Raw genomic sequence first — 23,631 nt, 5'->3', positions numbered from 1 at the left:
GGAATGATGCAGGACTTTTTACAGCAAACGCTTTCCGGCGAGGTGCCGCGTAAGCGTAGTGGTGAAACGGCGCATCTTCGCTGGCAGTGGTTGTATCACGGCATACTGTTGATGGAGCCGACGGTGCCGGTTAAACAGGCGCTGGTACTCTCTGCCGGGATCCACGGCAATGAAACGGCTCCGGTCGAAATCGTGAATCAGCTGGTCAATCCGCTGCTGCGCGGCGAAAAGCCGCTTCAGCAGCGCATGCTGGTGATTCTGGGTAATCCTTCCGCCCTGCGCGCCGGCAAGCGCTATGTACGTTATGACATTAACCGGCTGTTTGGCGGACGCTGGCAGCATATTGATGATGGCGATGAGGCCCGCCGGGTGCTGCGGCTGGAGCAGGCGCTGGAGACCTTCTGGCAGCTGGGCGAGTGTGATGAGACGCGCTGGCATCTCGACATGCATACCGCCATTCGCGGCTCTTATCATCCTCAGTTCGGCGTGATGCCGCACAATGAGCGCCCGTGGCCACCCGCGTTTCTCGACTGGCTGGCCGCTGCGGGTCTGGAAGCGCTGGTGTTTCATCGTTCACCGGGCGGCACCTTTACCCACTTCAGCTGCGAGCACTTCGGTGCGGCCAGCTGCACCCTGGAGCTGGGCAAAGCGCTGCCGTTTGGCGAGAACGATCTCAGCCAGTTCAGCGCGGCGCAGCAGGCGCTGGCTTCTCTGCTCTACGGCGAAGCGATGCCTGCAGCGACGATGAAACCGCGCCACTATCGTGTTGCGCAGCAGATCACCCGACTCAGTGAGCACTTTACGCTGCATATGTCGCCGGAGACGCTGAACTTTACCGCGTTTCCGCAGGGGACGTTGCTGGCGGAAGATGGCAACACCCGCTATTACGTGCAACAGGCGCGGGAATTTGTCCTTTTCCCCAATCCCAACGTGGCCGCCGGGCTGCGTGCCGGGCTGATGCTGATTGAAGAGGGCGAACAGACCCAGGCGCTGCCGGTGTGAGTCCTCTCTTTATCCTTCCGGGTCATCAGCACTAAAAATCGTCAGGAAATGCGGGAGATCGCCTTCCGCTTTCCTGTCGTAACCATTACACTCCTCCATGATTTCTGCGAAATTGGCTTTAAATTCATAAACTTTTTCAATTCCTCACGCCTTTCTTCTTATTCTCTTCATGATTGCCCGATTTTTGTCTTTTATGCTTTCACGGCTTTACTCAGCCTCTGAGTAGTTGACGTTCAGCGTCGTATGCTTGTTTCTGAAGACGCGACAGAGTGCTGTCGTCATTATCATGAATCATAAGGACACTATTATGCGCAAACTGACTTCCCTTTTACTGGCTTCTTCGCTGGCGTTTGGTGCAGCCAGCGCCGTCCATGCAGCAGCAGATAACCTGACTCCACCGCCAGCAGGCAGCGAAAAAGCGATGCACAAACCGCCAATGCGCCACGGCCCGGAGATGATGTTTAAAGGTCTGAATCTGACCGACGCGCAGAAAACACAGATGCGCGACATCATGAGAGAGAGCCACAAAGATATGCAGCGTCCGTCACTGGACGAGCGCCGCGCCGCCCATGACATTATTGCGTCTGACAGCTTCGACCAGAGCAAAGCAGAAGCGCAGGCAGAGAAGATGTCTGCCAATGCGAAAGAGCATGCGCTGAAGATGCTGGAAACCCAGAACAAGCTCTATAACGTGCTGACGCCGGATCAGAAGAAACAGTACAACGCGAACTTTGAAAAGCGTCTGACTGAGAAAGGCCCGCATGAGGGCAAAATGGCGCCGCCAGCAGAACCGGCTGAATAACTTTAGTTAAGCGAACGGTCTGAGACCGCCGACGCTGTCCACTGAATGTGAGTGGGCAGCGTCGGCGGTTTTTTTTATAGCGGAAGAATAGGGTAGGCACCCGACAGAATCGGGCGGCAGAGGATTTTGTAGCCGTCGTGATCAAAACCGCCTTTGGGCCGCTGCAGTTTTCTGGCCTCATCCATGCTGCTGACCGAACCGAGATAGAACCAGTGGTCGATGACATGGATCTGCGTCATCTCTTTGCCTTCCTCGACGAGGCCGACGGCACCCTGCCACGGCCAGCAGAAGACCCGCACATTTTCCAGTGCTTCCAGCAGTCGATCCTGATGATCGCTGACCGGCTCTTTACCGCAGCAGGCTCCGGCACAGCGGCGCAGTGCCGAGCGGAAGCAGCCCCGTCCCGCACTCAGCGCTTCCAGCCCCAGCAGGCCATGACAGAGCTGATACTCATCCGCGAGTTGCTTGAGGCGTTCCAGCGCAGCAAATCGACTGCGATAGAGTCCAAACAGGTTGGGTGACTGACTGAAATCGAGATCTTTTGCGTAAACCACGTTCGGTTTGCCGTCGGTGATCTGCAATGAACAGAGCTGGCGGTTTTTGCGCAGTCGCTTATTGAACAGCGGCTGCTGGGTTTTGATCATCTGTGCTTCCAGCAGCAGCGCGCCGAGATCGCCCGCGGTGGGGATCCAGCTCACGCGTCGCGACTGGCGCAGCATTTTCGCCTCGTCCGGGGTGCGGAAATGGGACATCACCCGCGAACGCAGATTGACACTTTTACCGATATAGAGCGGCAGTGACTCGCTTTCGCCATGAAAGGTATAGACGCCAGGATGATTCGGCAGGCCTTCCAGCCATTCACGCAGGTGTTCGGGATATTGATAAATTGTATTCGCGTCGGGTTCGGGGCGAAGAATGGCTGCACGTCTGACCAAAATGGACTCCACTTACTGGTTGTCCATACAGCATAACAGGCAGGTGAAATGATCGCCAGCCGTCTGGTTAAAGACGCCGTGTGGCCAGCCAGCAGATCAGCGAGCCCAGGGTAATCATTGCCACGCCCTGCCAGAAGGCCAGCGGCGGCGTCAGGCCGAGCCACAGCGATCCCAGCAGGGCCGAAAGGACCGGCGTGAAATACGAGGCGGTGGCCAGCAGCGTCAGGTTGCCCTGCTGAATGCCGTGATTCCAGGCGGAATAGGCGATGGCGGTGGAGAGTCCGACAAACAGCACCTCCAGCAGCGGTACCCGCGCGAACGTCATCGGCGCAGGGTGCTCGCTGAAGGCATATTTCAGCCACAGCGCCAGCGCGGTCAGGATAAAAAACAGCGTGACGCCGTTCGAACCCCGGCCAAAGCGGCGGGTAACATTGTTGTAGAGCGCCCACGTCAGGGCGGCGATAAAGGCGAGTGCATAAGCCACAGGATTACGCAGCATGTTCTGCCACAGCAGCGCGGGCGAGCCGCTGCTGCTGCCTTTCAGCACCCAGACGATCCCCAGCAGCGACAGCAGCAGTCCGGGCCAGAGCCAGACGCGAAAACGCTGCTGATGGAACGGAATTGCCAGCACGATGGTCAGGCAGGGCCAGAGGTAGTTGATCATCCCCAGCTCAAGCGACTGACTGCGATCGCTGGCCAGCCCGATAGCCAGCGCCAGACAGATTTCATAGCCGACAAAGAGGGCGCCACCCAGCCACAGGTAGAGAGCGGGAAAGGCGCCAGGTCTGGGCAGTCCGCGGGTCAGGCAGAGCAGAATCGCCGTGGTGGTGTAGATCAGCGCCGCGCCGCCGGTGGCGCCAAAGGCTTCACTGACGCTGCGCAGCAGAGCAACGGTGGTGCTCCAGAGCAGAATGGCGATAAGTCCGATGAGGGTGGCGCGCGAAACGGTGGCAGGCATGCAGCAATCAACAAGGTGGATGAGTGAAGCCTCCCTTGCCGGAGCAAAGGAGGCGCAGCATTACTTCCAGAAGTCGTCGAATACCGTGATCGGCGGGCGACGTTTGTGCTCGGTTTTCTGATACCAGCCTTCGATGATGCGGGCGCTGTCAGGATGAATGCTTTTACCTTCCAGGTAGTCATCGATCATCTCGTAGGTAACGCCCAGCGCCACTTCATCCTGCAGGCCAGGGCGATCATCTTCCAGATCGGCCGTCGGTTTCTTCAGATAGAGATGTTCCGGGCAGCCAAGATGCTTCAGCAGCTGTTTGCCCTGACGCTTGTTCAGGCGGAACAGCGGGTTGATGTCAGTGCCGCCATCGCCATATTTGGTGAAAAATCCGGTGACCGCTTCAGCCGCGTGGTCGGTGCCGACCACCACCCCTTTGGTCATACCGGCGATGCTGTATTGCGCTTTCATTCGCTCGCGCGCTTTTTCATTGCCGCGCACGAAATCGGACAGGGTGATACCGGCATCTTTCAGCGCGCGCTCACTGGCCAGTACGGATTCTTTGATGTTTACCGCCAGCGAACGGTCGGGCTTGATGAAGGCCAGTGCATCCTGACAATCCTGCTCATCCGCCTGCACACCATACGGCAGACGCACCGCAATAAAGGTGTAATCGTTATCGCCACTTTCCTCACGCAGTTCGCTGATCGCGGTCTGCGCCAGCTTGCCTGCCAGGGTTGAATCCTGACCGCCGCTGATCCCCAGCACCAGCGTTTTCAGTCCGCTGTGGCGTTTCAGGTAGGCTTTGAGAAAATCGACGCTGACGCGCACTTCCTGGCCGGCGTCGATGGTAGGTTTTACACCCAGTGCTTCAATAATTTCCTGCTGCAGTGACATGAACTTCTCCTCAGGTCAGTGGCCCGTCGGCTCGATGCGAACGTTTTAGTAAAGCTAACGTGCCTGCGTCAAAACAACAAGCTTAAGCGGTAACTGATTACGGCTAAACGTTGCGAAATCAGTGAGTTTTTGCCTGCGGCTGCGGTTTTTTCGCCAGCACGCTGAACATCAGAATCGCCATCATAAAGCAGCCAAAAATAGTGGCACACATGCTCATTACCGAGGTGCCGCCGATGCCGGTGATCGGCACGGTAATCGCACCCAGCGTAAACATGGTGACGCCAATGACTGCCGAGGCACTGCCAGCCCGATGGCCCTGGCTCTGCATCGCCAGCGATGAGGCGGTGGTAGCGATGACGCCATTACTGGCGATGGTAAAGAACAGCGCCACCAGCAGCAGCGCTAAAGGTGCATGGAACAGGGCGGCCAGCAGCAACAGGCTGGAGGCGACAAAGGCCAGGGTCAGTCCGCCTTTCAGCACCCGATATTCGCCCCACAACGGACAGAGGCGGGCGCTGGTCTGCGAAGCGATAACCAGACCCAACCCGTTGGCCGCAAAGCAGAAGCTAAAGGCCTGGGGTGAAAGTCCGTAGAGCTGTTGCAGCACGAACGGCGACGCACCGATGTAGGCGAACATGCCCGACATCATAAAGCCCTGGGTCAGGCAGAAGCCCATAAAGGGGCGATGCGTCATTACCTGACCGAGTGCCGCGTAAGCGGAGAATATCGATCCCTGGCTGCGGCGGGCGTCGGGCAGGGTTTCATGCAGCTTCCAGCGCGCCAGCAGGATCAGCAGAATGGCAATGCCGCCCAGCACCATGAAGATGCCGCGCCAGTCGACAATCGTCATCAGCACACCGCCCAGAACCGGCGCGCCGATGGGTGCCAGGCCGTTGACCAGCATCAGCAGCGCGAAGAAGCGCGTCAATTCATGGCCGCTGTACATATCGCGTGCAATTGCCCGTGACAGCACCGCGCCGCCCGCACCCGCTAACCCTTCGAACAGCCGCGCCACCAGCAACTGGTGGATATCCTGCGCCAGCGCACAGCCCATCGAGGCAATAAACAGCAACACCAGTGACAGGGTCAGCGGACGCAGGCGGCCGAACTTATCGCTCATCGGGCCAAAGAGCAGCTGACCAAAGCCCAGGCCTAACAGACCAGCGGTCAGACTCAGCTGCGCGGTGGCGGTTTCGGTGTGCAGATCCTGCGCCATCTGCGGCAGAGCAGGCAGATAGAGGTCGATGCAGAGCGGGCCGAGTGCGGCCAGCAGGCCCAGCGTGATGGCATAAACCAGTCGGTTGGAGTGAGCAGGGGTCATTGTTCCTCAGGATAGTCAGCGATGGGGTGGACAGAAAGCGGATAAAGAACAGCGTCCGGTAAAGCGATGACGCCAGCGATCTGCGCCTGTAATGATAGAAGGTGCGAAGTCTGAAATCGGGTCGCTGCCGGAACCTGTTTTGCCAGGAAGTATACGGCTGCGTTGACAGTAAAACAGCCTTATTTACGAAATCCTGACATTCATTCTGCGACTAATTGTTCCTCATAAACTTGATAAATCAGCAGTTATGTTCCAGGCTTGTTTCCACATGGACAATCAATGAGGAACAACAAGATGAATAAAGTGATGGGATGTATCGCTGCGGCGCTGACACTGGCTGCACTGTCTGGTTGTACGACTTACGATCGTGCGGAAAGCTACGTGACTAAGCCAGTGGTAAAGGATGTTAAAAAGGGTATGACCCGTGATCAGGTTCGTCAGATCGCCGGTACACCTTCTACTGAAATCACCATGGTTCACGCGCGCGGCACCTGCCAGACTTATGTTCTGGGTCAGCGCGACGGTAAAGCTCAGACTTACTTCGTGAGCTACAACGATACCGGCCGTGTGATGAACTACGGCTTCCAGAGCTGTGCGGAATATGACACCGATCCGCAGGTTCAGCAGTAAGTTTTAGTGCCTCTGAATAGAAAACGGCCCGTCATCGTGACGGGCCGTTTTTCGTTGTGGCGCTGACTACAACCCTGCGGGACGCGGCACCTCAACATAATCGCCATCTATCTGCCGCTGGTAGAAATGACCCGCCTGTACATAGAAGCGTTTGCCGTTAAAGTCGAGTACCCGCATCTCACTGCTGACCCGCGCCTCTGCGGGCGGTTCTACCACCACATACTCATCGCCGTGGCGCTGATAATAACTGCCGTTCAGCAGGTAGTAGGTCAGTCCGCCGATCAGCACCGCCGTTGCGGCTTCAGGCAGAAATCGATACGGTCCCGGTCCGCCCCAGTGAGGTCCCGGACCGACCCAGTGTGGCCCGGGTCCGCCATGTCGTCCCCATCCCGGGCCCCAGTCGCCAGGATGGGCGAAAGCCAGAGCGGGCGTCAGAAGCGTCAGCGTCAGAAGCGAGGCGATTATCTTTTTCATCAGGTGTTCTCCTCATAAGACTGGATGCAGAATTCGCCTTTTAGCGGGCAAAGACAAGCACTAAAGCGTCGATTTTTCGCCTGTTTACCATGCTTAACGCTTTCTTAACGGCGTCGCCATCAATGGGGGAGATTATGGAGAAAGGGGACGGGAAAAACCTGGCGCGGGTGCGCCAGGCTTAAAGCAGATTAACGGTGCGCCAGCTCGGCGTTATCGTCACTTTCCAGTACGCGCTTATCGGTCATCCCTAACCAGCGACTGGTCAGGGAACCGGCGGTCATCGAACCGTTGACGTTCAGGGCAGTACGCCCCATATCAATCAGCGGCTCAATCGAGATGAGCAGCGCCACCAGGGTTACCGGCAGGCCCATCGCAGGCAGGACAATCAGCGCAGCAAAGGTGGCACCGCCGCCGACACCCGCAACGCCCGCTGAGCTCAGCGTGACGATTCCGACGAGGGTTGCAATCCACAGCGGGTCAAACGGGTTGATCCCTACGGTTGGCGCAACCATCACGGCCAGCATAGTCGGATAGAGACCGGCACAGCCGTTCTGGCCGATAGTGGCACCAAAGGATGCGGCGAAGCTGGCAATCGACTCAGGCACCCCAAGACGACGGGTCTGGGTCTCCACGCTCAGCGGAATGCTGGCGGCGCTGGAGCGGCTGGTGAAGGCAAAGGTGATCACCGGCCACACTTTGCGGAAGAAGCGCATCGGGTTAATACCATTGATCGACAGCAGCAGGGCGTGAACACCAAACATGATGGCCAGGCCCAGGTAAGAGGCGACCACAAAGCTGCCCAGCTTGATGATGTCCTGCAGGTTAGAACCGGCAACCACTTTGGTCATCAGCGCCAGTACACCATACGGCGTCAGCTTCATCACTAAGCGCACCAGCTTCATGACCCACGACTGCAGCGTATCGATCGCCACCAGCACACGCTGACCTTTAACTTCGTCATCTTTCAGCAACTGCAGTGCAGCTACACCCAGGAAGGCGGCAAAGATCACGACGCTGATGATCGAGGTCGGGCTCGCCCCGGTCAGATCGGCAAACGGGTTTTTCGGGATAAAGGAGAGCACCAGCTGCGGCACGGTCAGGTCAGCCACTTTGCCCACATAGTTGCTCTGGATTGCGCTGAGACGCGCGGTCTCCTGCACGCCCTGAACCAGACCTTCCGCACTCAGACCAAACAGGCCGGTGACGAAAACGCCGACCAGCGCCGAAATGGCGGTGGTGAACAGCAGAACGCCGATGGTCAGTACGCTGATTTTTCCCAGCGACGAGGCGTTATGCAGACGGGCGACCGCACTCAGAATGGAAACGAACACCAGCGGCATCACGACCATCTGCAGCAACTGGACATAGCCATTACCGACGATGTTAAACCAACTGATCGACTCTTTGACCACTGCGCTGTTTTCGCCGTAGATCAACTGCAACACCAGGCCGAACAGCACGCCGATCACCAGACCGGTCAGCACTTTTTTCGACAGGCTCCAGTTCTGACGGCTGAAGCGGGAGAGCAATACCAGCAGCACCACAAAGGCCACGATATTAAGCGTAAGAGGAAGGTCCATGCTGAAACTCCAGAGTAATGCGGCCTTCCGTCACAGGAAGGCCGCATAATGTTAATCACGAATTAAGACAGCAGGAATGGTAACAGCAGGCGTTGAGGGTGCCTTATATCCAAATGGAATGCTTTATAACTTAATGGCGTTTTGCGCGCTTTTATTGCGCAGTATGACTGGAAATTAACCGCCCGACGCCATTTTGTAGCGTGTCGAAGAGCTGCGACGGCCAGCCGTTTGCACCAAAAGATGGCATCCCCACCGGAAACCACAGCGCATATCCAACCAGGCCCAGACACAATGCCCGCTCAAGCTGATTGCCCTTCTGGCTGCGCAGTATCGGCAGCCGGAAGCGCCAGCGGCAGGGCCACAGTAGCGGAACCCCGGCGGGCGTGAGCATGTCGGCCACGATATGGCTCAGGTAACCGAGCGTCAGACCCTGCAGCACATCGGGCGGTATCGGCGACGATTGGGGCAGGTTAATCTGAAAAAGCCACAAACCGGCGGCGATGGCCAGCAGACTGTGGGTAAAGCCCCGATGGCCAAACGCCCGCGCAATAGGGTGAGAGAGCCAGCTCAGTCGCTGTCCCAGCAGAGATTTGGGGTGATCGATATCGGGTAACAGACATGTCAGCAGGGCTGAGGGAACAAGATGCCACCAGTCGGCCTGCGCCAGCACGGGTGTCAGCTCAGCACGCTTAGCAAAAATAGCGCTGGCAATGGCAAAAATGATGTGGCCTTCGCCCGTCATGATAGAACCTGGTTGCAAAGAAAGCTGTCGATGCATCCAGTATAGGGATTTATCCAGTAAATGAGAACATGTGACGCTGTAACGAAGCATGAATATTATTAACAGGGCGGACAGCGATGAAACTCTGTCCGCCAGAAAGATTAACGCGCCAGCCAGCCGCCATCGACTGCCAGCGTGTAGCCGTTAACGTAGTCGGCAGCAGAAGAGGCCAGGAAGACCACCGGGCCCATCATGTCATCAGGCACGCCCCAGCGTCCGGCCGGAATACGGCCCAGGATCTCTTCGCTGCGCGACTCATCATTACGCAGCTGTTCGGTATTGTTAGTTGCCATATAGCCGGGGGCGATGGCATTGACGTTAATGCCATGTTTTGCCCATTCATTCGCCATCAGACGGGTCAGTCCCATCACGGCACTTTTCGACGCCGTATAGGAGGGCACCCGGATTCCGCCCTGGAAGGAGAGCATGGAGGCAATATTGATAATTTTGCCGCCCTTACCCTGCGCGATAAACTGGCGGGCAACCTGCTGCGAGAGGAAAAACAGGCTTTTGCTGTTGATGTTCATCACATCATCCCAGTCCTGCTCGCTGAAATTCAGCGCGTCTTCACGCCGGATAATGCCGGCATTGTTGACCAGAATGTCAATTTTGCCTGCCGCCGCCACCGCCTGTTCAACCACAGAGGCCACCACGCTGGTCTGCATCAGATCGGCCTGCACTGGCCAGAAGCGGCGACCCAGCGCCTCGACTGTGCTTTGGGTATCATCCGGGCCATCACGGTTTACGCCGACGATATCACAGCCCGCCTGCGCAAGACCCAGCGCCATACCTTGCCCGAGACCGGTGTTACAGCCGGTCACCAGCGCCACTTTACCTTCCAGGTTAAACATATTCAGTACCATGGTGTTTCTCCTCTGCTCAGCGCAGTTCACTGATTTTGACGTGGTCCATGTCATCAAAGACCTGATTCTCACCCACCATGCCCCAGATAAAGGTGTAACGCTGGGTGCCGACACCGGCGTGAATTGACCAACTGGGTGAGATGACCGCCTGCTCGTTATGTACCAGCAGATGGCGGGTTTGCTGCGGTTGTCCCATCATGTGAAAGACGGCGCTCTCTTCACTCATATCGAAGTAGAAGTAGACTTCCATGCGGCGTTCATGGGTGTGGCAGGGCATGGTGTTCCAGAGGCTGCCTTCATCCAGCCTGGTTAAGCCCATGGTGAGCTGACAGGTCGGCAGCACATCCGGCACGATAAATTTGTTAATGGTGCGGCGGTTAGAGGTCGCGGCATCACCCAGCGTTGCGGTGGCCGCCTCCTGCAGCGTGATCTTCCTGTCCGGGAAGGTGCTGTGGGCGGGCGCACTGTTGTAATAGAATTTGGCGGGCTGAGACGGGTTCAGGCTGCGGAACAACAGGTTGCGCGCACCTTTGCCGATGTAGAGCGCCTCTTCATGACCGATTTCCCACCCTTTACCGTCTACTTCTACCCACCCCGGCCCGCCGATATTAATCATGCCCAGCTCGCGGCGTTCGAGGAAATAGCTGACCCCCAGCTGTTTGCCCATCTCATCGCCAATCGTGACCGGCGTGTTCACCGGCATGACGCCGCCAATGATGATGCGGTCGATGTGGCTGTAGGTCAGGGTGTAGTCATCGGGAGTAAAAATCGTCTCAATCAGGAACTCGCGGCGCAGCGCGTCGGTGTCGAGTTGTTTTGCATGATCGCTGTGGATACTTTGGCGAATGTCCATCTCAGGCCTCTCTGCAGGTCAGGTTATTCATGCCCCGAACGGGGACGCTTTGGGCATCTTAGGCAGAGCGGGATGGGAATTCAATAAAAATGAAACGTTGTTTTATTTTATTGCGGGCGGGATCAAGCGAGAGGTGTAACAGGTAAAAAAAGCCCGCATCAGGCGGGCTGTTTATCATCCCTGCAGATGTTGCAGGCTGAGCTGTGTCAGAGTATCCAGCCGGACATCCGCCAGCGCCCAGCGGGAATCGTCACGGTGTTCAGCTGCGGGCACCACAATCGATCGCATACGCGCGGCTTTGGTAGCAATCATGCCGTTAAACGAATCTTCCAGCGTCACGCAGTTAAGCGGATCGATCGCCAGGCTGTCGGCAGCGTTGAGATAGACCTGCGGATGGGGTTTGCTGAAGGGCAGCGCTTCTGCCGAAGAGAGCACATCGAAATAGTGGCGCAGGTTGAAGATCTCCAGCACCTGTTCCAGCATCCGGAGTGGCGATGCGGAGGCAAGGCCGATTTTCAGTCCGTGTTCGCGGCACAGCTGCAGCGCCGTTTCCACGCCCGGCAGCAGGGGGCGGGTCTGATCCACCAGCGCCATGGCGCGCGCAATAATACGCTCAGTGACCTCCTGCTGAGAGGGACCCTGCCAGGGCAGCGTTTCGTACCACATCCGCACCGTCTGATCGATGCGCAGTCCCAGGGTGTCGGGCATTTCACTGCGACGTGACAGGTCAACATCCAGCGTTGAAAAGATATCCAGTTCAGCCTGATCCCACAGCGGCTCAGAATCGATCAGTAAGCCATCCATATCAAACAGGGCGGCGAGGACAGGGCGGTAAAAGGGCATCAGTGGTCTCCTTATAAGGTTGGCTTTACCTTAACATCATTTTCTGCGGGCGCACTCTCTGCCCGATCGGCCACGCTTTATTTGGGAAATTTCACCGTTGGCAGGTAGACTGACGGCAAATTGGATTCCGGGTTCAGGAGATATCATGACTTATCAACAGGCTGGCCGTATCGCCATCCTTAAGCGCGTGGCGGGCTGGGTGCTCTTTTTAGTGGCGCTGCTGTCGACCATTATTTCTGTTCTGAGCTTTATGTTTAAGCACAGCGAAAAGCAGCCGGGCATTGACGCCGTGATGCTCGATTTCGTCCATGTCATTGTTGATATGCTGCGCTTTAATACGCCGTTCCTGAACGTCTTCTGGCATAACTCGCCGGTACCCGAATTTAACGGTCAGATGAACCTGGGTTTCTGGCTGATCTACATTCTGATTTTTGTCGGACTGGCGCTGGAGTCGTCAGGCGCGCGGATGGGACGTCAGGCTCGCCGCGTCAAAGAGGGGATCGAGGATCAGATGATTCTTGAGCAGGCAAAAGGCCCTGAAGGACGCAGCCGTCAGCAACTGGAAGAGAAGGTGCGCGTTCCTCGCCACACCATCTTCCTGCAGATCTTCCCGCTCTATGTCCTGCCGGTGGTAATTGCGATAGCCGGTTATTTCGCGCTGTCGCTGCTGGGCTTTATCTGACAGACATCAGGGTCAGGCCGGTCTGGCCTGGCTGTGTCCCAGCGCATCCTCATCCAGCAACTGGCCAATGGCGAATTGTGCATCGCCAGGCCAGTGCCCGCCAAATACGTTAGCCCGGTTCAGCAGGTAGTAGAGCTGGTAAACCGGCAGACGCTGCGAAAATCCATCCGGCAATGGCCACACCGACTGATAGCCGTCGTAAATCTGACGCGGCAGGTCGGGGTACCAGCTCAGCATCGCTAAATCGCATTCGCGGTCTCCCCAGTAGCAGGCGGGATCGAACAGCCAGGGACCGTTCTCACTGCTGGCGCAGTTAGCAGGCCAGAGATCGCCATGCAGCAATGACGGTTGCGGATGATGCGAGGCGAGTACCCGCTGCACGGAGGCGATGATCAGTTCGGTATCCCCGTACTGAATGCCTTTTTCCGCCGCCAGCTGCAGCTGCCAGCCAATGCGCTGTTCGGCAAAAAACACCGACCAGCGTCGCAGCCAGCTGTTGGGCTGAGGCGTGGTGGTGATGTTGTTGTCGAAATCCAGCCCGAACTGCGTCTGCTCGCTCCACTGGTGCAGGTGCGCAAGTTGCTGACCCAGCTGATACGCACTTTGCTCATCAAGCGGCTGTGGCCGGATGTACTCCAGCAGCAGGAAGCTCTCTTCACGATGATGACCCACACCATAAACCTCTGGTACGCGAACCGTGCCGGTGCGCGCCAGCAACGCCAGCTGGTCGGCTTCCCAGGTAAAGAGCGACAGCATTTCACGGCTGTTACTTTTGACGAAGACGTCGTGGTCACCGTAGCGGATATGCCAGGTAGGATGGATATCACCACCCGCAAGGGCGTGACGTTGAGTGATTTCGGCGTTGCCTAACTGCTCGCTTAACAGACGACTAATGGCTGACCACATAGGGCTATCCTCGTTATTCGCTGCGTAAGTCAGATTGTGATGCCTAAATATTCACCAAAACCCGCGCGATTGCACCTCTTATTCTGGCGCGGATGCGGCGGGGCGATGATCGGCGGCGTCGCGCAGATACGCTTCGAAGGTCGTGACGGTCACTTCAGGTTTTTGTCCCAGCGCACTTTCACCGGCCGCGGTGACCTGCTGACGCAGATCGTCCGCGTCCAGCGTACTGACAATGCCATAGCTGTTGGTTCCCAGTTCATGGGGATGGCCACTGTCATCCGCCAGCGTGGTCGTAAAACCGGCGGCGGTCATCGCGCTGGTCAGCTCCAGGATGTCACTTAATCCCGATTCCTGATAATGAAAGGTCACGATATAGCGGGTCAATTCATTGCTGCTCATGAGGTACCTCCGGGGGAAAGGAAACTGAACTGAGCGTAGACCATGGCGAAAAATCAGGCGAATTATGAAGGAGATGCTGCGTGTCTGACGTGACACATAGCGTAAATCTGCGTAAGTAACCGGTGAGGTGATGCAAAATTCTTCTGCCGTTACGTCTGGCTTTTCATTTGTGCAGCACTATAATGCGCGACGTTAATGAGATGAGTCCCAATTAACAGGGGTTGTCAGGGCGATTCCAGGCATTTTGTGTAAGTTAATAATTTTTTACAAAACTTACCGTAAATTGCATTGAATGCCCGGCAAAACGCTTCAGACTCTCCGTTTTTTAAACAGTCGCACGGATCACATTTAATGAAAGCCTATAACAAGCTGTCTGCTGTTCTTTTGCTCTCCGCCGGAGCTTTTTGTCACCAGGCACTGGCCGATAACGCCGTATTTACCTCAATGGATGACCCTTCCACGGCCAAAAAGCCGTTTGAAGGTTCTGCTGCTGCGGGATACCTGGCGCAAACCGGTAACACCACCAGTTCATCACTGACTGCGCAGACCAATATGACCTGGTATCAGTCATCGATGGCTTACAGCTTGTGGGGTAACGCAGCCAACACCTCGTCAAACGATGAGCGCTCCTCTGAGACTTACAACATCGGTGGCCGTTCACGCTATAACCTCAACTCCTATGACTACCTGTTTGGACAGGCGAGCTGGTTAAGCGATCGTTTCAATGGCTACGATTCACGTGACGTGCTGACTGCCGGTTATGGTCGTCAGATTCTGAATGGTCCGGTGCACTCGCTGCGTGCGGAATTTGGTCCGGGTGTCCGCTATGACGACTACCATGCGGGCGGTCATCAGACTAAAGCACTGGGCTATGGCGCAGTCAGCTATCAGTGGCAGTTGACCGACACCACCAAATTTGTTCAGGGCGTGTCAGTACTGAGCAGCTTCGGAGAAGACACCACGGTGAACTCTGAAACCGGCCTGCAGGTGGCGATCAACAGCCATTTCGCGCTGAAACTCGCCTACAACGTCAGCTGGAATAATCATCCTGCTGAATCTGCGCCGGAACGTACCGACACCAAAACCTCGGTCATGCTCTCTTACGCGATGTAAGCATATTTTTGCCTGCGGTCTCCCCGGCGGCCTGACATTGCGTCAGGCCGCTTTTTTTCGTTGTCTCCATGGCTTAGCGAAAAGGGCATGGGTTTTTCTCGCCGGGGAAAACTGCTATCATCTGCTCCGCACTGCAATCCTGGTGACATTCCGACAATGTGGGTCTGATATCACGCCAGGTCACTAATTTTACATTACGTTGCATGTAGGCTTTCGTGTGGCTTACCACTGCAAATAAGGATATGAAATGCCTGTAATTACGCTTCCTGATGGCAGCCAGCGCGTGTTTGACCGCCCTGTCAGTGTGATGGATATTGCGCTCGACATCGGTCCGGGTCTGGCGAAAGCCTGTATCGCTGGTCGCGTTAACGGTGAACTGGTTGATGCTGTTGATCCCATCACCGAAGATGCCGCCGTCGCGATTATTACCGCTAAAGATGAAGCGGGTCTGGAAATCATCCGTCACTCCTGTGCGCACCTGTTAGGGCATGCGATTAAACAGCTGTGGCCGGATACCAAAATGGCGATTGGCCCGGTCATTGATAACGGCTTCTATTATGATGTCGACATCGATCGTACCCTGACCCAGGAAGATATCGACCAGCTGGAAAAGCGCATGCATCAGTTGGCTGAAACCAACTACGATGTGGTGAAGAAGAAGGTCAGCTGGCAGGAAGCACGCGACGTCTTTGCGGCGCGCGGCGAGATTTACAAGACCACCATTCTTGATGAAAACATCAGCCATGACGATAAGCCTGGCCTGTATCATCACGAAGAATATGTCGACATGTGCCGCGGTCCGCACGTGCCGAATATGCGGTTCTGCCATCATTTTAAACTGCAGAAGATCTCCGGTGCCTACTGGCGCGGCGACAGCAACAACAAAATGCTGCAGCGTATTTATGGCACCGCATGGGCAGACAAAAAGCAGCTGGCAGCCTATCTGCAGCGTCTGGAAGAGGCGGCGAAGCGTGACCATCGTAAGATTGGTAAGCAGCTGGATCTCTACCACATGCAGGAAGAAGCACCGGGCATGGTCTTCTGGCATAATGACGGCTGGACCATCTTCCGCGAGCTGGAAGTGTTTGTCCGCAGCAAGTTAAAAGAGTACCAGTACCAGGAAGTGAAAGGTCCCTTCATGATGGATCGCGTCCTGTGGGAAAAAACCGGGCACTGGGAAAACTATAAAGAAGCGATGTTCACCACCTCATCTGAGAACCGTGAATATTGCATTAAACCGATGAACTGTCCTGGGCATGTTCAGATCTTTAATCAGGGTCTGAAATCCTACCGTGACCTGCCGCTGCGTATGGCAGAGTTTGGTAGTTGTCATCGTAATGAGCCATCAGGCGCGCTGCACGGTCTGATGCGCGTACGTGGTTTTACCCAGGATGATGCACACGTCTTCTGTACAGAAGAGCAGGTGCGTGACGAAGTGAACAGCTGTATCCGCATGGTTTATGACATGTACAGCACCTTCGGCTTTGAAAAGATTGTGGTGAAGCTATCCACCCGTCCTGAAAAGCGCATCGGAACAGACGACATGTGGGATCGTGCCGAGGAAGACCTGGCTGCTGCGCTGAACGAAAACAATATTGAGTTTGAGTTCCAGCCAGGCGAAGGCGCCTTCTACGGTCCTAAAATTGAGTTCACTTTGTACGATTGTCTTGATCGCGCCTGGCAGTGCGGAACCGTTCAGCTAGACTTCTCCCTGCCAAAACGCCTTGAAGCAACCTACGTGGGTGAAAACAATGATCGCCAGACGCCAGTGATGATTCACCGTGCGATTCTGGGGTCAATGGAGCGTTTCATCGGTATTCTTACCGAAGAATTTGCCGGTTTCTTCCCAACCTGGCTGGCACCGCTGCAAGTTGTGGTAATGAATATTACCGATGGACAAGCAGAATATGTTGAGTCTTTGACGCGTAAGCTGCAGAATGCTGGCATTCGTGTGAAGGCAGACTTGAGAAATGAGAAGATAGGCTTTAAAATCCGCGAGCACACATTACGTCGCGTCCCTTATATGTTGGTCTGCGGTGATAAAGAGGTGGAATCTGGCAAAGTTGCCGTTCGCACCCGCCGTGGCAAAGACCTTGGGTCGATGGATGTCGATGTGTTTGTTGAGAAACTTCAGCAAGAGATTCGCAGCCGAAATCTTCAACAATTGGAGGAATAAAGTATTAAAGGCGGAAAACGAGTACTACCTACGCGTCCGAACAAAATTAACAGTGAAATCCGTGCTACCGAAGTGCGCTTAACAGGCATGGATGGCGAGCCGATTGGCATTGTCACATTACGCGAAGCTTTGGAAAAAGCCGAGGAAGCGGGCGGCGATTTAGTTGAAATCAGCCCGAATGCCGAACCGCCGGTTTGCCGCATTATGGATTACGGCAAGTTCCTCTATGAAAAAAGCAAATCTTCTAAGGAACAGAAGAAGAAGCAAAAAGTTATTCAGGTTAAGGAAATCAAATTCCGTCCTGGAACCGATGATGGCGACTATCAGGTCAAACTACGCAACCTGATTCGCTTTCTGGAAGAAGGCGATAAAGCCAAAATCACGCTCCGCTTCCGCGGTCGTGAGATGGCGCACCAGCAGATCGGTATGGAAGTGCTTAACCGCGTCCGTAAAGACCTGTGTGAAGATCTGGATTTGGCCATTGTCGAATCCTTCCCTTCGAAGATCGAAGGCCGCCAGATGATCATGGTGCTCGCTCCTAAGAAGAAACAGTAGGCTTTCAAGTAGCATTAACCGCGCAGCGTTCGCGCTGTGCGGTTAACTGTTCGCCTGTCTGGGTCATGTTATTAACAATGCGAAGTGGATATTTTTAAAATGCCAAAGATTAAAACTGTACGTGGCGCGGCCAAGCGCTTCCGGAAGACCGCTTCTGGCGGCTTCAAGCGTAAACACGCGAACCTGCGTCATATTCTGACTAAAAAATCTACTAAGCGTAAACGTCACCTGCGTCCGAAAGGCATGGTGTCTAAAGGCGATCTGGGTCTGGTAATTGCCTGCCTGCCGTACGCATAAGTAAATTTTTTTCATTAATTCAGAATATTAAACAGGAGAGCTAAATGGCTCGTGTAAAACGTGGTGTAGTTGCTCGCGCACGTCACAAAAAAATCTTAAAACAAGCTAAAGGCTATTACGGTGCACGTTCACGTGTTTACCGCGTTGCCTTCCAGGCTGTTATCAAAGCTGGTCAGTATGCTTACCGTGACCGTCGTCAACGTAAGCGTCAGTTCCGTCAGCTGTGGATCGCGCGTATCAACGCAGCGGCTCGTCAGAACGGCATGTCTTACAGCCGTTTCATCAATGGTCTGAAAAAAGCAGCCATTGAGATTGACCGTAAGATCCTGGCAGACATCGCAGTATTCGATAAAGTGGCATTCTCTGCACTGGTCGAAAAAGCGAAATCAGCCCTGGCGTAAGTCAGATGGAAAAGGGAGCTTGCTCCCTTTTTTATTGCCTGTAACTTACGCAAATGATTGACTTTTTAGTCGCTGAGCATTTCAATAGACACCCTGTATAGCATGACAAGGTAACCGCAAGCATGAATGCTGCTATTTTCCGTTTCTTTTTTTACTTTAGCGCCTGACATTCGGGGGCTTTTGCGCATAAGAGAAGAAACGAAAAATCGCGCTGAAAGCCTCCCTCGTGGAGGCTTTTTTGTTTCTGGCGTAAGTATATTGGACCGGCAGGTCCCAACGAGAACTGACCAGCCTGACTGGAAAAAGAGGAAATTATGTCCCAACTCGCAGAACTGGTGGCCAGCGCCACGGCGGCCATCGACGGGGCGACGGATATCGCCGCCCTTGACGCGGTGCGCGTCGAATACCTGGGTAAGAAAGGACATCTGACACTGCAGATGACGACGTTGCGCGAGCTGCCAGCAGAAGAGCGTCCTGCCGCGGGTGCGGTAATCAACGAAGCAAAACAGCAGGTCACTGAGCGCCTGAATGCACGCAAAGATGCCCTGGAATCCGCGGTGCTGAATGCCCGTCTGGCGGAAGAGACCATCGATGTCTCGCTGCCGGGCCGTCGCATTGAGAATGGCGGCCTGCATCCGGTCACCCGCACCATGGATCGCATTGAAACCTTCTTTGGTGAGTTAGGCTTTGCCGTCATGACCGGACCCGAAATCGAAGATGATTATCATAACTTCGATGCGCTGAACATTCCTGCCCACCATCCGGCGCGTGCCGATCACGATACCTTCTGGTTCGACGCCACGCGTCTGCTGCGTACCCAGACCTCAGGCGTGCAGATCCGTACCATGAAGGCTCAGCAGCCGCCCATCCGCATTATTGCACCGGGTCGCGTCTACCGTAACGATTACGACCAGACACACACGCCGATGTTCCATCAGATGGAAGGGCTGATCGTTGATAAAAACATCAGCTTTACCAACCTGAAAGGTACGCTGCACGATTTCCTGAACAACTTCTTCGAAGAAGATTTGCAGATTCGTTTCCGTCCATCCTACTTCCCGTTTACTGAGCCCTCCGCAGAAGTGGACGTCATGGGTAAAAACGGCAAATGGCTGGAAGTGCTGGGTTGCGGCATGGTTCACCCTAACGTGCTGCGCAATGTCGGCATCGATCCGGAAGTCTACTCCGGCTTCGCCTTTGGTATGGGCATGGAGCGTCTGACCATGTTGCGCTACGGCGTGACCGATCTGCGTGCTTTCTTCGAAAATGATTTACGTTTCCTCAAACAATTTAAGTAAGGGCAGGATATCCAATGAAATTCAGTGAACTCTGGTTACGCGAATGGGTAAATCCAGCCCTGGACAGCGCCGCGCTGTCTGAGCAAATCACCATGGCCGGTCTGGAAGTGGACGGCGTTGATCCGGTTGCCGGTGCATTCCACGGCGTCGTGGTCGGTGAAGTAGTGGAGTGCGGCCAGCACCCGAATGCTGACAAGCTGCGTGTGACTAAAATCAACGTGGGCGGCGATCGCCTGCTGGATATCGTCTGTGGCGCGCCGAACTGCCGTCAGGGACTGAAAGTCGCCGTTGCGACCGTGGGCGCCGTGCTGCCAGGCGATTTCAAAATCAAAGCGGCCAAACTGCGTGGCGAACCGTCTGAAGGCATGCTCTGCTCATTCTCCGAGCTGGGTATTTCCGACGATCACAACGGCATCATCGAACTGCCCGCCGATGCGCCGATTGGCACCGACATCCGTGCGTACCTGCAGCTCGATGACAACACCATTGAAATCAGCGTCACACCTAACCGCGCCGACTGCCTGGGCCTGATCGGTATCGCCCGTGATGTCGCGGTACTCAACGGTTTACCGCTGAACGTGCCGGAGATGCAGCCGGTCGCAGCCACGCTGAACGAAATTTTCCCGATTCAGGTTGACGCAAAAGAAGCCTGTCCGCGCTATCTGGGCCGTGTCGTGAAAGGGATCAACGTTAAGGCGTCAACGCCGCTGTGGATGAAAGAGAAACTGCGTCGCTGCGGCATTCGCTCCATCGATCCGGTTGTGGATATCACCAACTACGTTCTGCTGGAGCTGGGTCAGCCAATGCACGCCTTCGACCTTGACCGGATTGACGGCGGTATTGTGGTGCGCATGGCGAAAGAGGGCGAAAAGCTGACGCTGCTGGATGGGACTGAAGCCAGCCTGCAGAGTGATACCTTAGTGATCGCCGATCATCAGAAAGCGCTGGCGATGGCCGGTATCTTTGGTGGCGAACATTCGGGTGTGAACGGCGAAACGCAGAACATCCTGTTCGAGTGCGCGTACTTTGATCCGCTCTCTATCACCGGCCGCGCCCGTCGCCACGGTCTGCATACCGACGCGTCACATCGCTACGAGCGTGGCGTTGATCCGGCGCTGCAACACACCGCGCTGGAGCGTGCTACCCAGCTGCTGCTGTCCATCTGCGGCGGTGAAGCGGGCCCGATCATCGATCAAACCCATCAGGCAGCGCTACCTGTCCCGGCGACCCTTACGCTGCGTCGTGAAAAGCTGGACCGTCTGATTGGTCACGTGATTGCGGATGAGCAGGTTACTGACATTCTGACCCGCCTTGGCTGTGAAGTGACCGTGAGTGAAGGGCAGTGGCAGGCCATCGCCCCGAGCTGGCGCTTCGATATGGCGATCGAAGAAGATCTGGTTGAAGAAGTGGCCCGTATCTACGGCTACAACAATATTCCGGATGTGCCGGTAAAGGCCGCTCTGGTGATGACTCAGCACCGCGAAGCGAACCTGTCGCTGAAACGTGCAAAAACTCTGCTGGTAGATAAAGGTTATCAGGAAGCGATTACCTATAGCTTCGTCGATCCGAAAATCCAGCAGCTGCTGCACCCGGGCGAAGAGGCGCTGTTACTGCCTAGCCCAATCTCCAGCGATATGTCGACGATGCGTCTCTCTCTCTGGACCGGTCTGCTCAGCGCGGTGGTTTATAACCAGAACCGTCAGCAGAGCCGCGTCCGCCTGTTTGAGAGCGGCTTACGCTTTGTGCCGGATACCCAGGCCGATTTAGGCATCCGTCAGGATCTTATGCTGGCTGGCGTCATCAGCGGTAACCGCGTTGAAGAGCACTGGGATCTGGCGCGTCAGACAGTTGACTTCTATGATTTGAAAGGCGATTTAGAGTCGCTGCTCGATTTAACCGGCAAACTGGATGACATCAGCTTCCGGGCTGAAGCGAATCCGGCGTTGCATCCAGGACAGAGCGCGGCGATTTATTTGCATGATGAACATATCGGATTTATCGGCGTGGTTCATCCTGAGCTGGAACGTAAGCTTGATCTCAATGGCCGCACCTTAGTCTTTGAACTGCTTTGGAATAAGGTCGCAGACCGCGTCCTGCCTGACGCGCGCGAGATTTCTCGCTTCCCGGCAAACCGTCGTGATATTGCCGTTGTGGTGGCTGAAAACGTCCCTGCAGCAGATATCATCGCGGAGTGTAAGAAAGTTGGCGTAAATCAGGTAGTTGGCGTAAACTTGTTTGACGTGTACCGCGGTAAGGGCGTTTCTGAGGGCTACAAGAGCCTCGCAATCAGCCTGATTTTGCAGGATACCAGCCGGACACTCGAAGAAGAGGAGATTGCCGCGACCGTTGGCAAATGCGTTGCGGCATTAAAAGAGCGATTCCAGGCAACCTTGAGGGATTGAACCTATGGCGCTTACAAAAGCTGAGATGTCAGAGTACCTGTTTGAGAAACTCGGGCTGAGCAAACGCGATGCCAAAGAGTTAGTAGAGCTGTTTTTCGAAGAGGTACGTCGCGCTTTGGAGAATGGAGAACAGGTAAAACTGTCTGGGTTTGGTAATTTTGACCTGCGTGACAAGAACCAGCGTCCTGGCAGAAACCCGAAAACGGGTGAAGATATTCCGATTACTGCGCGTCGCGTAGTAACGTTCCGCCCAGGACAGAAGCTGAAAAGCCGCGTAGAGAACGCTACACCCAAAGAGACTGACTGAATTTCAGCGTTTCAAAAAGGCCGCGAAAGCGGCCTTTTTCATGGTTTCAGCACAGTGAATTTCTGCTCTTCGCGCCGGTAAATGTCTATATCACCCCAATGCTACCCGTCTCACCCGCCTTTCTTTTTTCTGCAATCCCTCTACAATCAAATCACTGTTTTCTCAGCTAATCCTGCTTATGTCTCTGCTCGACTCGTTCGCGCGCCAGGCCGATCGGCGCGGCCAGAAATGGCTGATTGCGCTGGCCATTACGCTTTCTGTACTGCTCTGTCTCAGCCTTTGTGCCGGAGACAGCTGGATCGCGCCCTCAGCGTGGTTCACCGAGAGCGGCAGACTCTTTGTCTGGCAGCTACGGCTGCCCCGCAGCCTGGCGGTGGTGCTGGTAGGCGCGTCACTGGCGGTATGCGGTGTCGTGATGCAGGCGCTGTTTACCAATCCGCTGGCGGAGCCCGGACTGCTTGGCGTGTCGAACGGAGCCGGTATCGGCCTGGTACTTGGCGTGCTGCTGGGCAGTGGCTCGCTGTGGAGCCTCGGACTGGCGGCGATGGCCGGTGCACTGATTATTACGCTTATCCTGCTGCATTTTGCGCATCGTCAGCTCTCTGTCTCCCGGCTGTTGCTGACCGGCGTGGCGCTGGGGATTATCTGCAGTGCCATCATGACCTGGGCGGTCTACTTCAGCACCAGTCTGGATCTGCGTCAGCTGATGTACTGGATGATGGGGGGATTCAGCGGAATTGACTGGCGCTATGGCTGGATGCTGCTGGCCCTGCTGCCCGTATTGCTGGCGCTGGTGGCGACCGGGCCGATTCTCAATCTGCTGGCCCTGGGCGAGACATCCGCCCGCCAGCTCGGACTGTCACTCTTCTACTGGCGCAACCTGCTGGTGCTGGCGATGGGCTGGCTGGTGGGCATCAGCGTCGCGATGGCCGGTGCCATTGGTTTTGTCGGGCTGGTTATCCCGCATCTGCTGCGTCTGAGCGGCATCAGCGATCACCGTTATCTGCTGCCGGCCTCGGCGCTGGCGGGTGCGGCTGTGCTACTGGCCGCCGATATTGTGGCACGTCTGGCGCTGACGTCGGCGGAATTGCCGATTGGCGTCGTGACCGCGACACTGGGCGCGCCGCTGTTTATTATTTTACTGGTGAAATCTTCGCGCTAGCTTCGG

The 23,631-nt window shown here is 55.6% G+C and carries 26 protein-coding genes and 1 other annotated feature; of the genes, 14 read left to right on the top strand and 12 right to left on the bottom strand.

Going from position 1 to position 23,631, the window contains the following annotated elements; all coding sequences use genetic code 11:
• The first annotated feature begins 6 nt into the window (after window positions 1–6).
• Both astE and spy read left to right on the top strand, forming a co-directional pair.
• Window positions 7–1,002, top strand: coding sequence for a succinylglutamate desuccinylase (gene astE / locus PU624_RS14550; protein ID WP_283547998.1), 996 nt, complete (start codon window positions 7–9; stop codon window positions 1,000–1,002).
• A gap of 307 nt (window positions 1,003–1,309) precedes the next feature.
• The gene (gene spy / locus PU624_RS14545) at window positions 1,310–1,804 is read left to right on the top strand and encodes an ATP-independent periplasmic protein-refolding chaperone Spy (RefSeq protein WP_283545551.1); all 495 of its coding nucleotides are present in this window, start codon (window positions 1,310–1,312) and stop codon (window positions 1,802–1,804) included.
• Between the two features lie 74 nt (window positions 1,805–1,878).
• Here the strand turns inward: spy and cho are convergent, their stop codons facing one another.
• The 4 genes from cho to PU624_RS14525 form a co-directional block, all read right to left on the bottom strand.
• Complete coding sequence (cho, locus tag PU624_RS14540; protein WP_283545550.1) at window positions 1,879–2,739, bottom strand: excinuclease Cho; 861 nt, start codon at window positions 2,737–2,739, stop codon at window positions 1,879–1,881.
• Between the two features lie 67 nt (window positions 2,740–2,806).
• The gene (yddG, locus tag PU624_RS14535) at window positions 2,807–3,697 is read right to left on the bottom strand and encodes an aromatic amino acid DMT transporter YddG (protein WP_283545549.1); all 891 of its coding nucleotides are present in this window, start codon (window positions 3,695–3,697) and stop codon (window positions 2,807–2,809) included.
• Window positions 3,698–3,757: 60 nt separating this feature from the next.
• The gene (nadE, locus tag PU624_RS14530) at window positions 3,758–4,582 is read right to left on the bottom strand and encodes an NAD(+) synthase (RefSeq protein ID WP_283545548.1); all 825 of its coding nucleotides are present in this window, start codon (window positions 4,580–4,582) and stop codon (window positions 3,758–3,760) included.
• A 118-nt stretch (window positions 4,583–4,700) separates the two neighbouring features.
• Complete coding sequence (locus PU624_RS14525; protein WP_283545547.1) at window positions 4,701–5,903, bottom strand: multidrug effflux MFS transporter; 1,203 nt, start codon at window positions 5,901–5,903, stop codon at window positions 4,701–4,703.
• Window positions 5,904–6,197: 294 nt separating this feature from the next.
• Here PU624_RS14525 and osmE point away from each other — a divergent pair, with 294 nt between their 5' ends.
• Window positions 6,198–6,533 carry an osmotically-inducible lipoprotein OsmE gene (osmE, locus tag PU624_RS14520; protein WP_010245718.1) on the top strand — a complete coding sequence of 112 codons (336 nt, stop codon included), beginning with the start codon at window positions 6,198–6,200 and terminating at the stop codon, window positions 6,531–6,533.
• Window positions 6,534–6,599: 66 nt separating this feature from the next.
• Here the strand turns inward: osmE and PU624_RS14515 are convergent, their stop codons facing one another.
• From PU624_RS14515 to hxpB, 6 genes are all read right to left on the bottom strand, one after another.
• Window positions 6,600–7,007: a DUF6515 family protein gene (locus PU624_RS14515; protein WP_283545546.1), complete on the bottom strand. Its 408-nt coding sequence runs from the start codon at window positions 7,005–7,007 to the stop codon at window positions 6,600–6,602.
• A gap of 188 nt (window positions 7,008–7,195) precedes the next feature.
• On the bottom strand, window positions 7,196–8,587 hold the full coding sequence (locus PU624_RS14510) for an L-cystine transporter (protein WP_283545545.1): 1,392 nt from the start codon (window positions 8,585–8,587) through the stop codon (window positions 7,196–7,198).
• A 151-nt stretch (window positions 8,588–8,738) separates the two neighbouring features.
• A complete protein-coding gene (locus tag PU624_RS14505) occupies window positions 8,739–9,329 on the bottom strand; it encodes a metal-dependent hydrolase (protein WP_003848345.1) in 591 nt (196 codons plus the stop codon).
• A gap of 140 nt (window positions 9,330–9,469) precedes the next feature.
• On the bottom strand, window positions 9,470–10,231 hold the full coding sequence (gene kduD / locus PU624_RS14500; RefSeq protein ID WP_283545544.1) for a 2-dehydro-3-deoxy-D-gluconate 5-dehydrogenase KduD: 762 nt from the start codon (window positions 10,229–10,231) through the stop codon (window positions 9,470–9,472).
• 16 nt (window positions 10,232–10,247) lie between these two features.
• Window positions 10,248–11,084, bottom strand: coding sequence for a 5-dehydro-4-deoxy-D-glucuronate isomerase (kduI, locus tag PU624_RS14495; RefSeq protein WP_283545543.1), 837 nt, complete (start codon window positions 11,082–11,084; stop codon window positions 10,248–10,250).
• 174 nt (window positions 11,085–11,258) lie between these two features.
• A complete protein-coding gene (gene hxpB / locus PU624_RS14490) occupies window positions 11,259–11,927 on the bottom strand; it encodes a hexitol phosphatase HxpB (RefSeq protein WP_283545542.1) in 669 nt (222 codons plus the stop codon).
• A 145-nt stretch (window positions 11,928–12,072) separates the two neighbouring features.
• Between hxpB and PU624_RS14485 the strand changes: the two genes are divergently transcribed.
• Window positions 12,073–12,609, top strand: coding sequence for a YniB family protein (locus tag PU624_RS14485; protein ID WP_283545541.1), 537 nt, complete (start codon window positions 12,073–12,075; stop codon window positions 12,607–12,609).
• Window positions 12,610–12,621: 12 nt separating this feature from the next.
• Here the strand turns inward: PU624_RS14485 and PU624_RS14480 are convergent, their stop codons facing one another.
• Window positions 12,622–13,515 (bottom strand): fructosamine kinase family protein, encoded by an 894-nt coding sequence (locus tag PU624_RS14480; RefSeq protein ID WP_283545540.1) that lies wholly within the window; start codon window positions 13,513–13,515, stop codon window positions 12,622–12,624.
• A 78-nt stretch (window positions 13,516–13,593) separates the two neighbouring features.
• Window positions 13,594–13,914, bottom strand: coding sequence for a type V toxin-antitoxin system endoribonuclease antitoxin GhoS (ghoS, locus tag PU624_RS14475; RefSeq protein WP_283545539.1), 321 nt, complete (start codon window positions 13,912–13,914; stop codon window positions 13,594–13,596).
• A 351-nt stretch (window positions 13,915–14,265) separates the two neighbouring features.
• On the opposite strand from ghoS, the gene PU624_RS14470 reads away from it, so the two are divergent.
• From PU624_RS14470 to btuC, 10 genes are all read left to right on the top strand, one after another.
• The gene (locus tag PU624_RS14470; protein ID WP_283545538.1) at window positions 14,266–15,027 is read left to right on the top strand and encodes a DUF481 domain-containing protein; all 762 of its coding nucleotides are present in this window, start codon (window positions 14,266–14,268) and stop codon (window positions 15,025–15,027) included.
• A 247-nt stretch (window positions 15,028–15,274) separates the two neighbouring features.
• Window positions 15,275–17,203 carry a threonine--tRNA ligase gene (gene thrS / locus PU624_RS14465; protein ID WP_283545537.1) on the top strand — a complete coding sequence of 643 codons (1,929 nt, stop codon included), beginning with the start codon at window positions 15,275–15,277 and terminating at the stop codon, window positions 17,201–17,203.
• A gap of 3 nt (window positions 17,204–17,206) precedes the next feature.
• The gene (gene infC / locus PU624_RS14460) at window positions 17,207–17,758 is read left to right on the top strand and encodes a translation initiation factor IF-3 (RefSeq protein WP_029519030.1); all 552 of its coding nucleotides are present in this window, start codon (window positions 17,207–17,209) and stop codon (window positions 17,756–17,758) included.
• A 99-nt stretch (window positions 17,759–17,857) separates the two neighbouring features.
• A complete protein-coding gene (gene rpmI / locus PU624_RS14455) occupies window positions 17,858–18,055 on the top strand; it encodes a 50S ribosomal protein L35 (protein ID WP_010245683.1) in 198 nt (65 codons plus the stop codon).
• Window positions 18,056–18,099: 44 nt separating this feature from the next.
• Window positions 18,100–18,456, top strand: a complete 357-nt coding sequence (gene rplT / locus PU624_RS14450) for a 50S ribosomal protein L20 (RefSeq protein ID WP_003853267.1) — start codon at window positions 18,100–18,102, stop codon at window positions 18,454–18,456.
• Between the two features lie 117 nt (window positions 18,457–18,573).
• Window positions 18,574–18,699 (top strand) — a sequence feature (Phe leader region).
• Window positions 18,579–18,623, top strand: coding sequence for a pheST operon leader peptide PheM (gene pheM, locus PU624_RS14445; RefSeq protein ID WP_106120997.1), 45 nt, complete (start codon window positions 18,579–18,581; stop codon window positions 18,621–18,623). (Overlaps the previous feature by 45 nt.)
• A 71-nt stretch (window positions 18,700–18,770) precedes the next feature.
• A complete protein-coding gene (gene pheS, locus PU624_RS14440) occupies window positions 18,771–19,754 on the top strand; it encodes a phenylalanine--tRNA ligase subunit alpha (protein ID WP_090961585.1) in 984 nt (327 codons plus the stop codon).
• A 14-nt stretch (window positions 19,755–19,768) separates the two neighbouring features.
• Window positions 19,769–22,156, top strand: a complete 2,388-nt coding sequence (pheT, locus tag PU624_RS14435) for a phenylalanine--tRNA ligase subunit beta (RefSeq protein WP_283545536.1) — start codon at window positions 19,769–19,771, stop codon at window positions 22,154–22,156.
• A gap of 4 nt (window positions 22,157–22,160) precedes the next feature.
• A complete protein-coding gene (ihfA, locus tag PU624_RS14430) occupies window positions 22,161–22,463 on the top strand; it encodes an integration host factor subunit alpha (protein WP_003853259.1) in 303 nt (100 codons plus the stop codon).
• A gap of 178 nt (window positions 22,464–22,641) precedes the next feature.
• Window positions 22,642–23,625 carry a vitamin B12 ABC transporter permease BtuC gene (btuC, locus tag PU624_RS14425; protein WP_283545535.1) on the top strand — a complete coding sequence of 328 codons (984 nt, stop codon included), beginning with the start codon at window positions 22,642–22,644 and terminating at the stop codon, window positions 23,623–23,625.
• The last annotated feature ends 6 nt before the right edge of the window (window positions 23,626–23,631 follow it).

The organism is Pantoea sp. Lij88 (assembly GCF_030062155.1).
Classification (GTDB): Bacteria; Pseudomonadota; Gammaproteobacteria; order Enterobacterales; family Enterobacteriaceae; genus Pantoea.
This window is presented reverse-complemented; position numbering and strand designations above follow the sequence as displayed.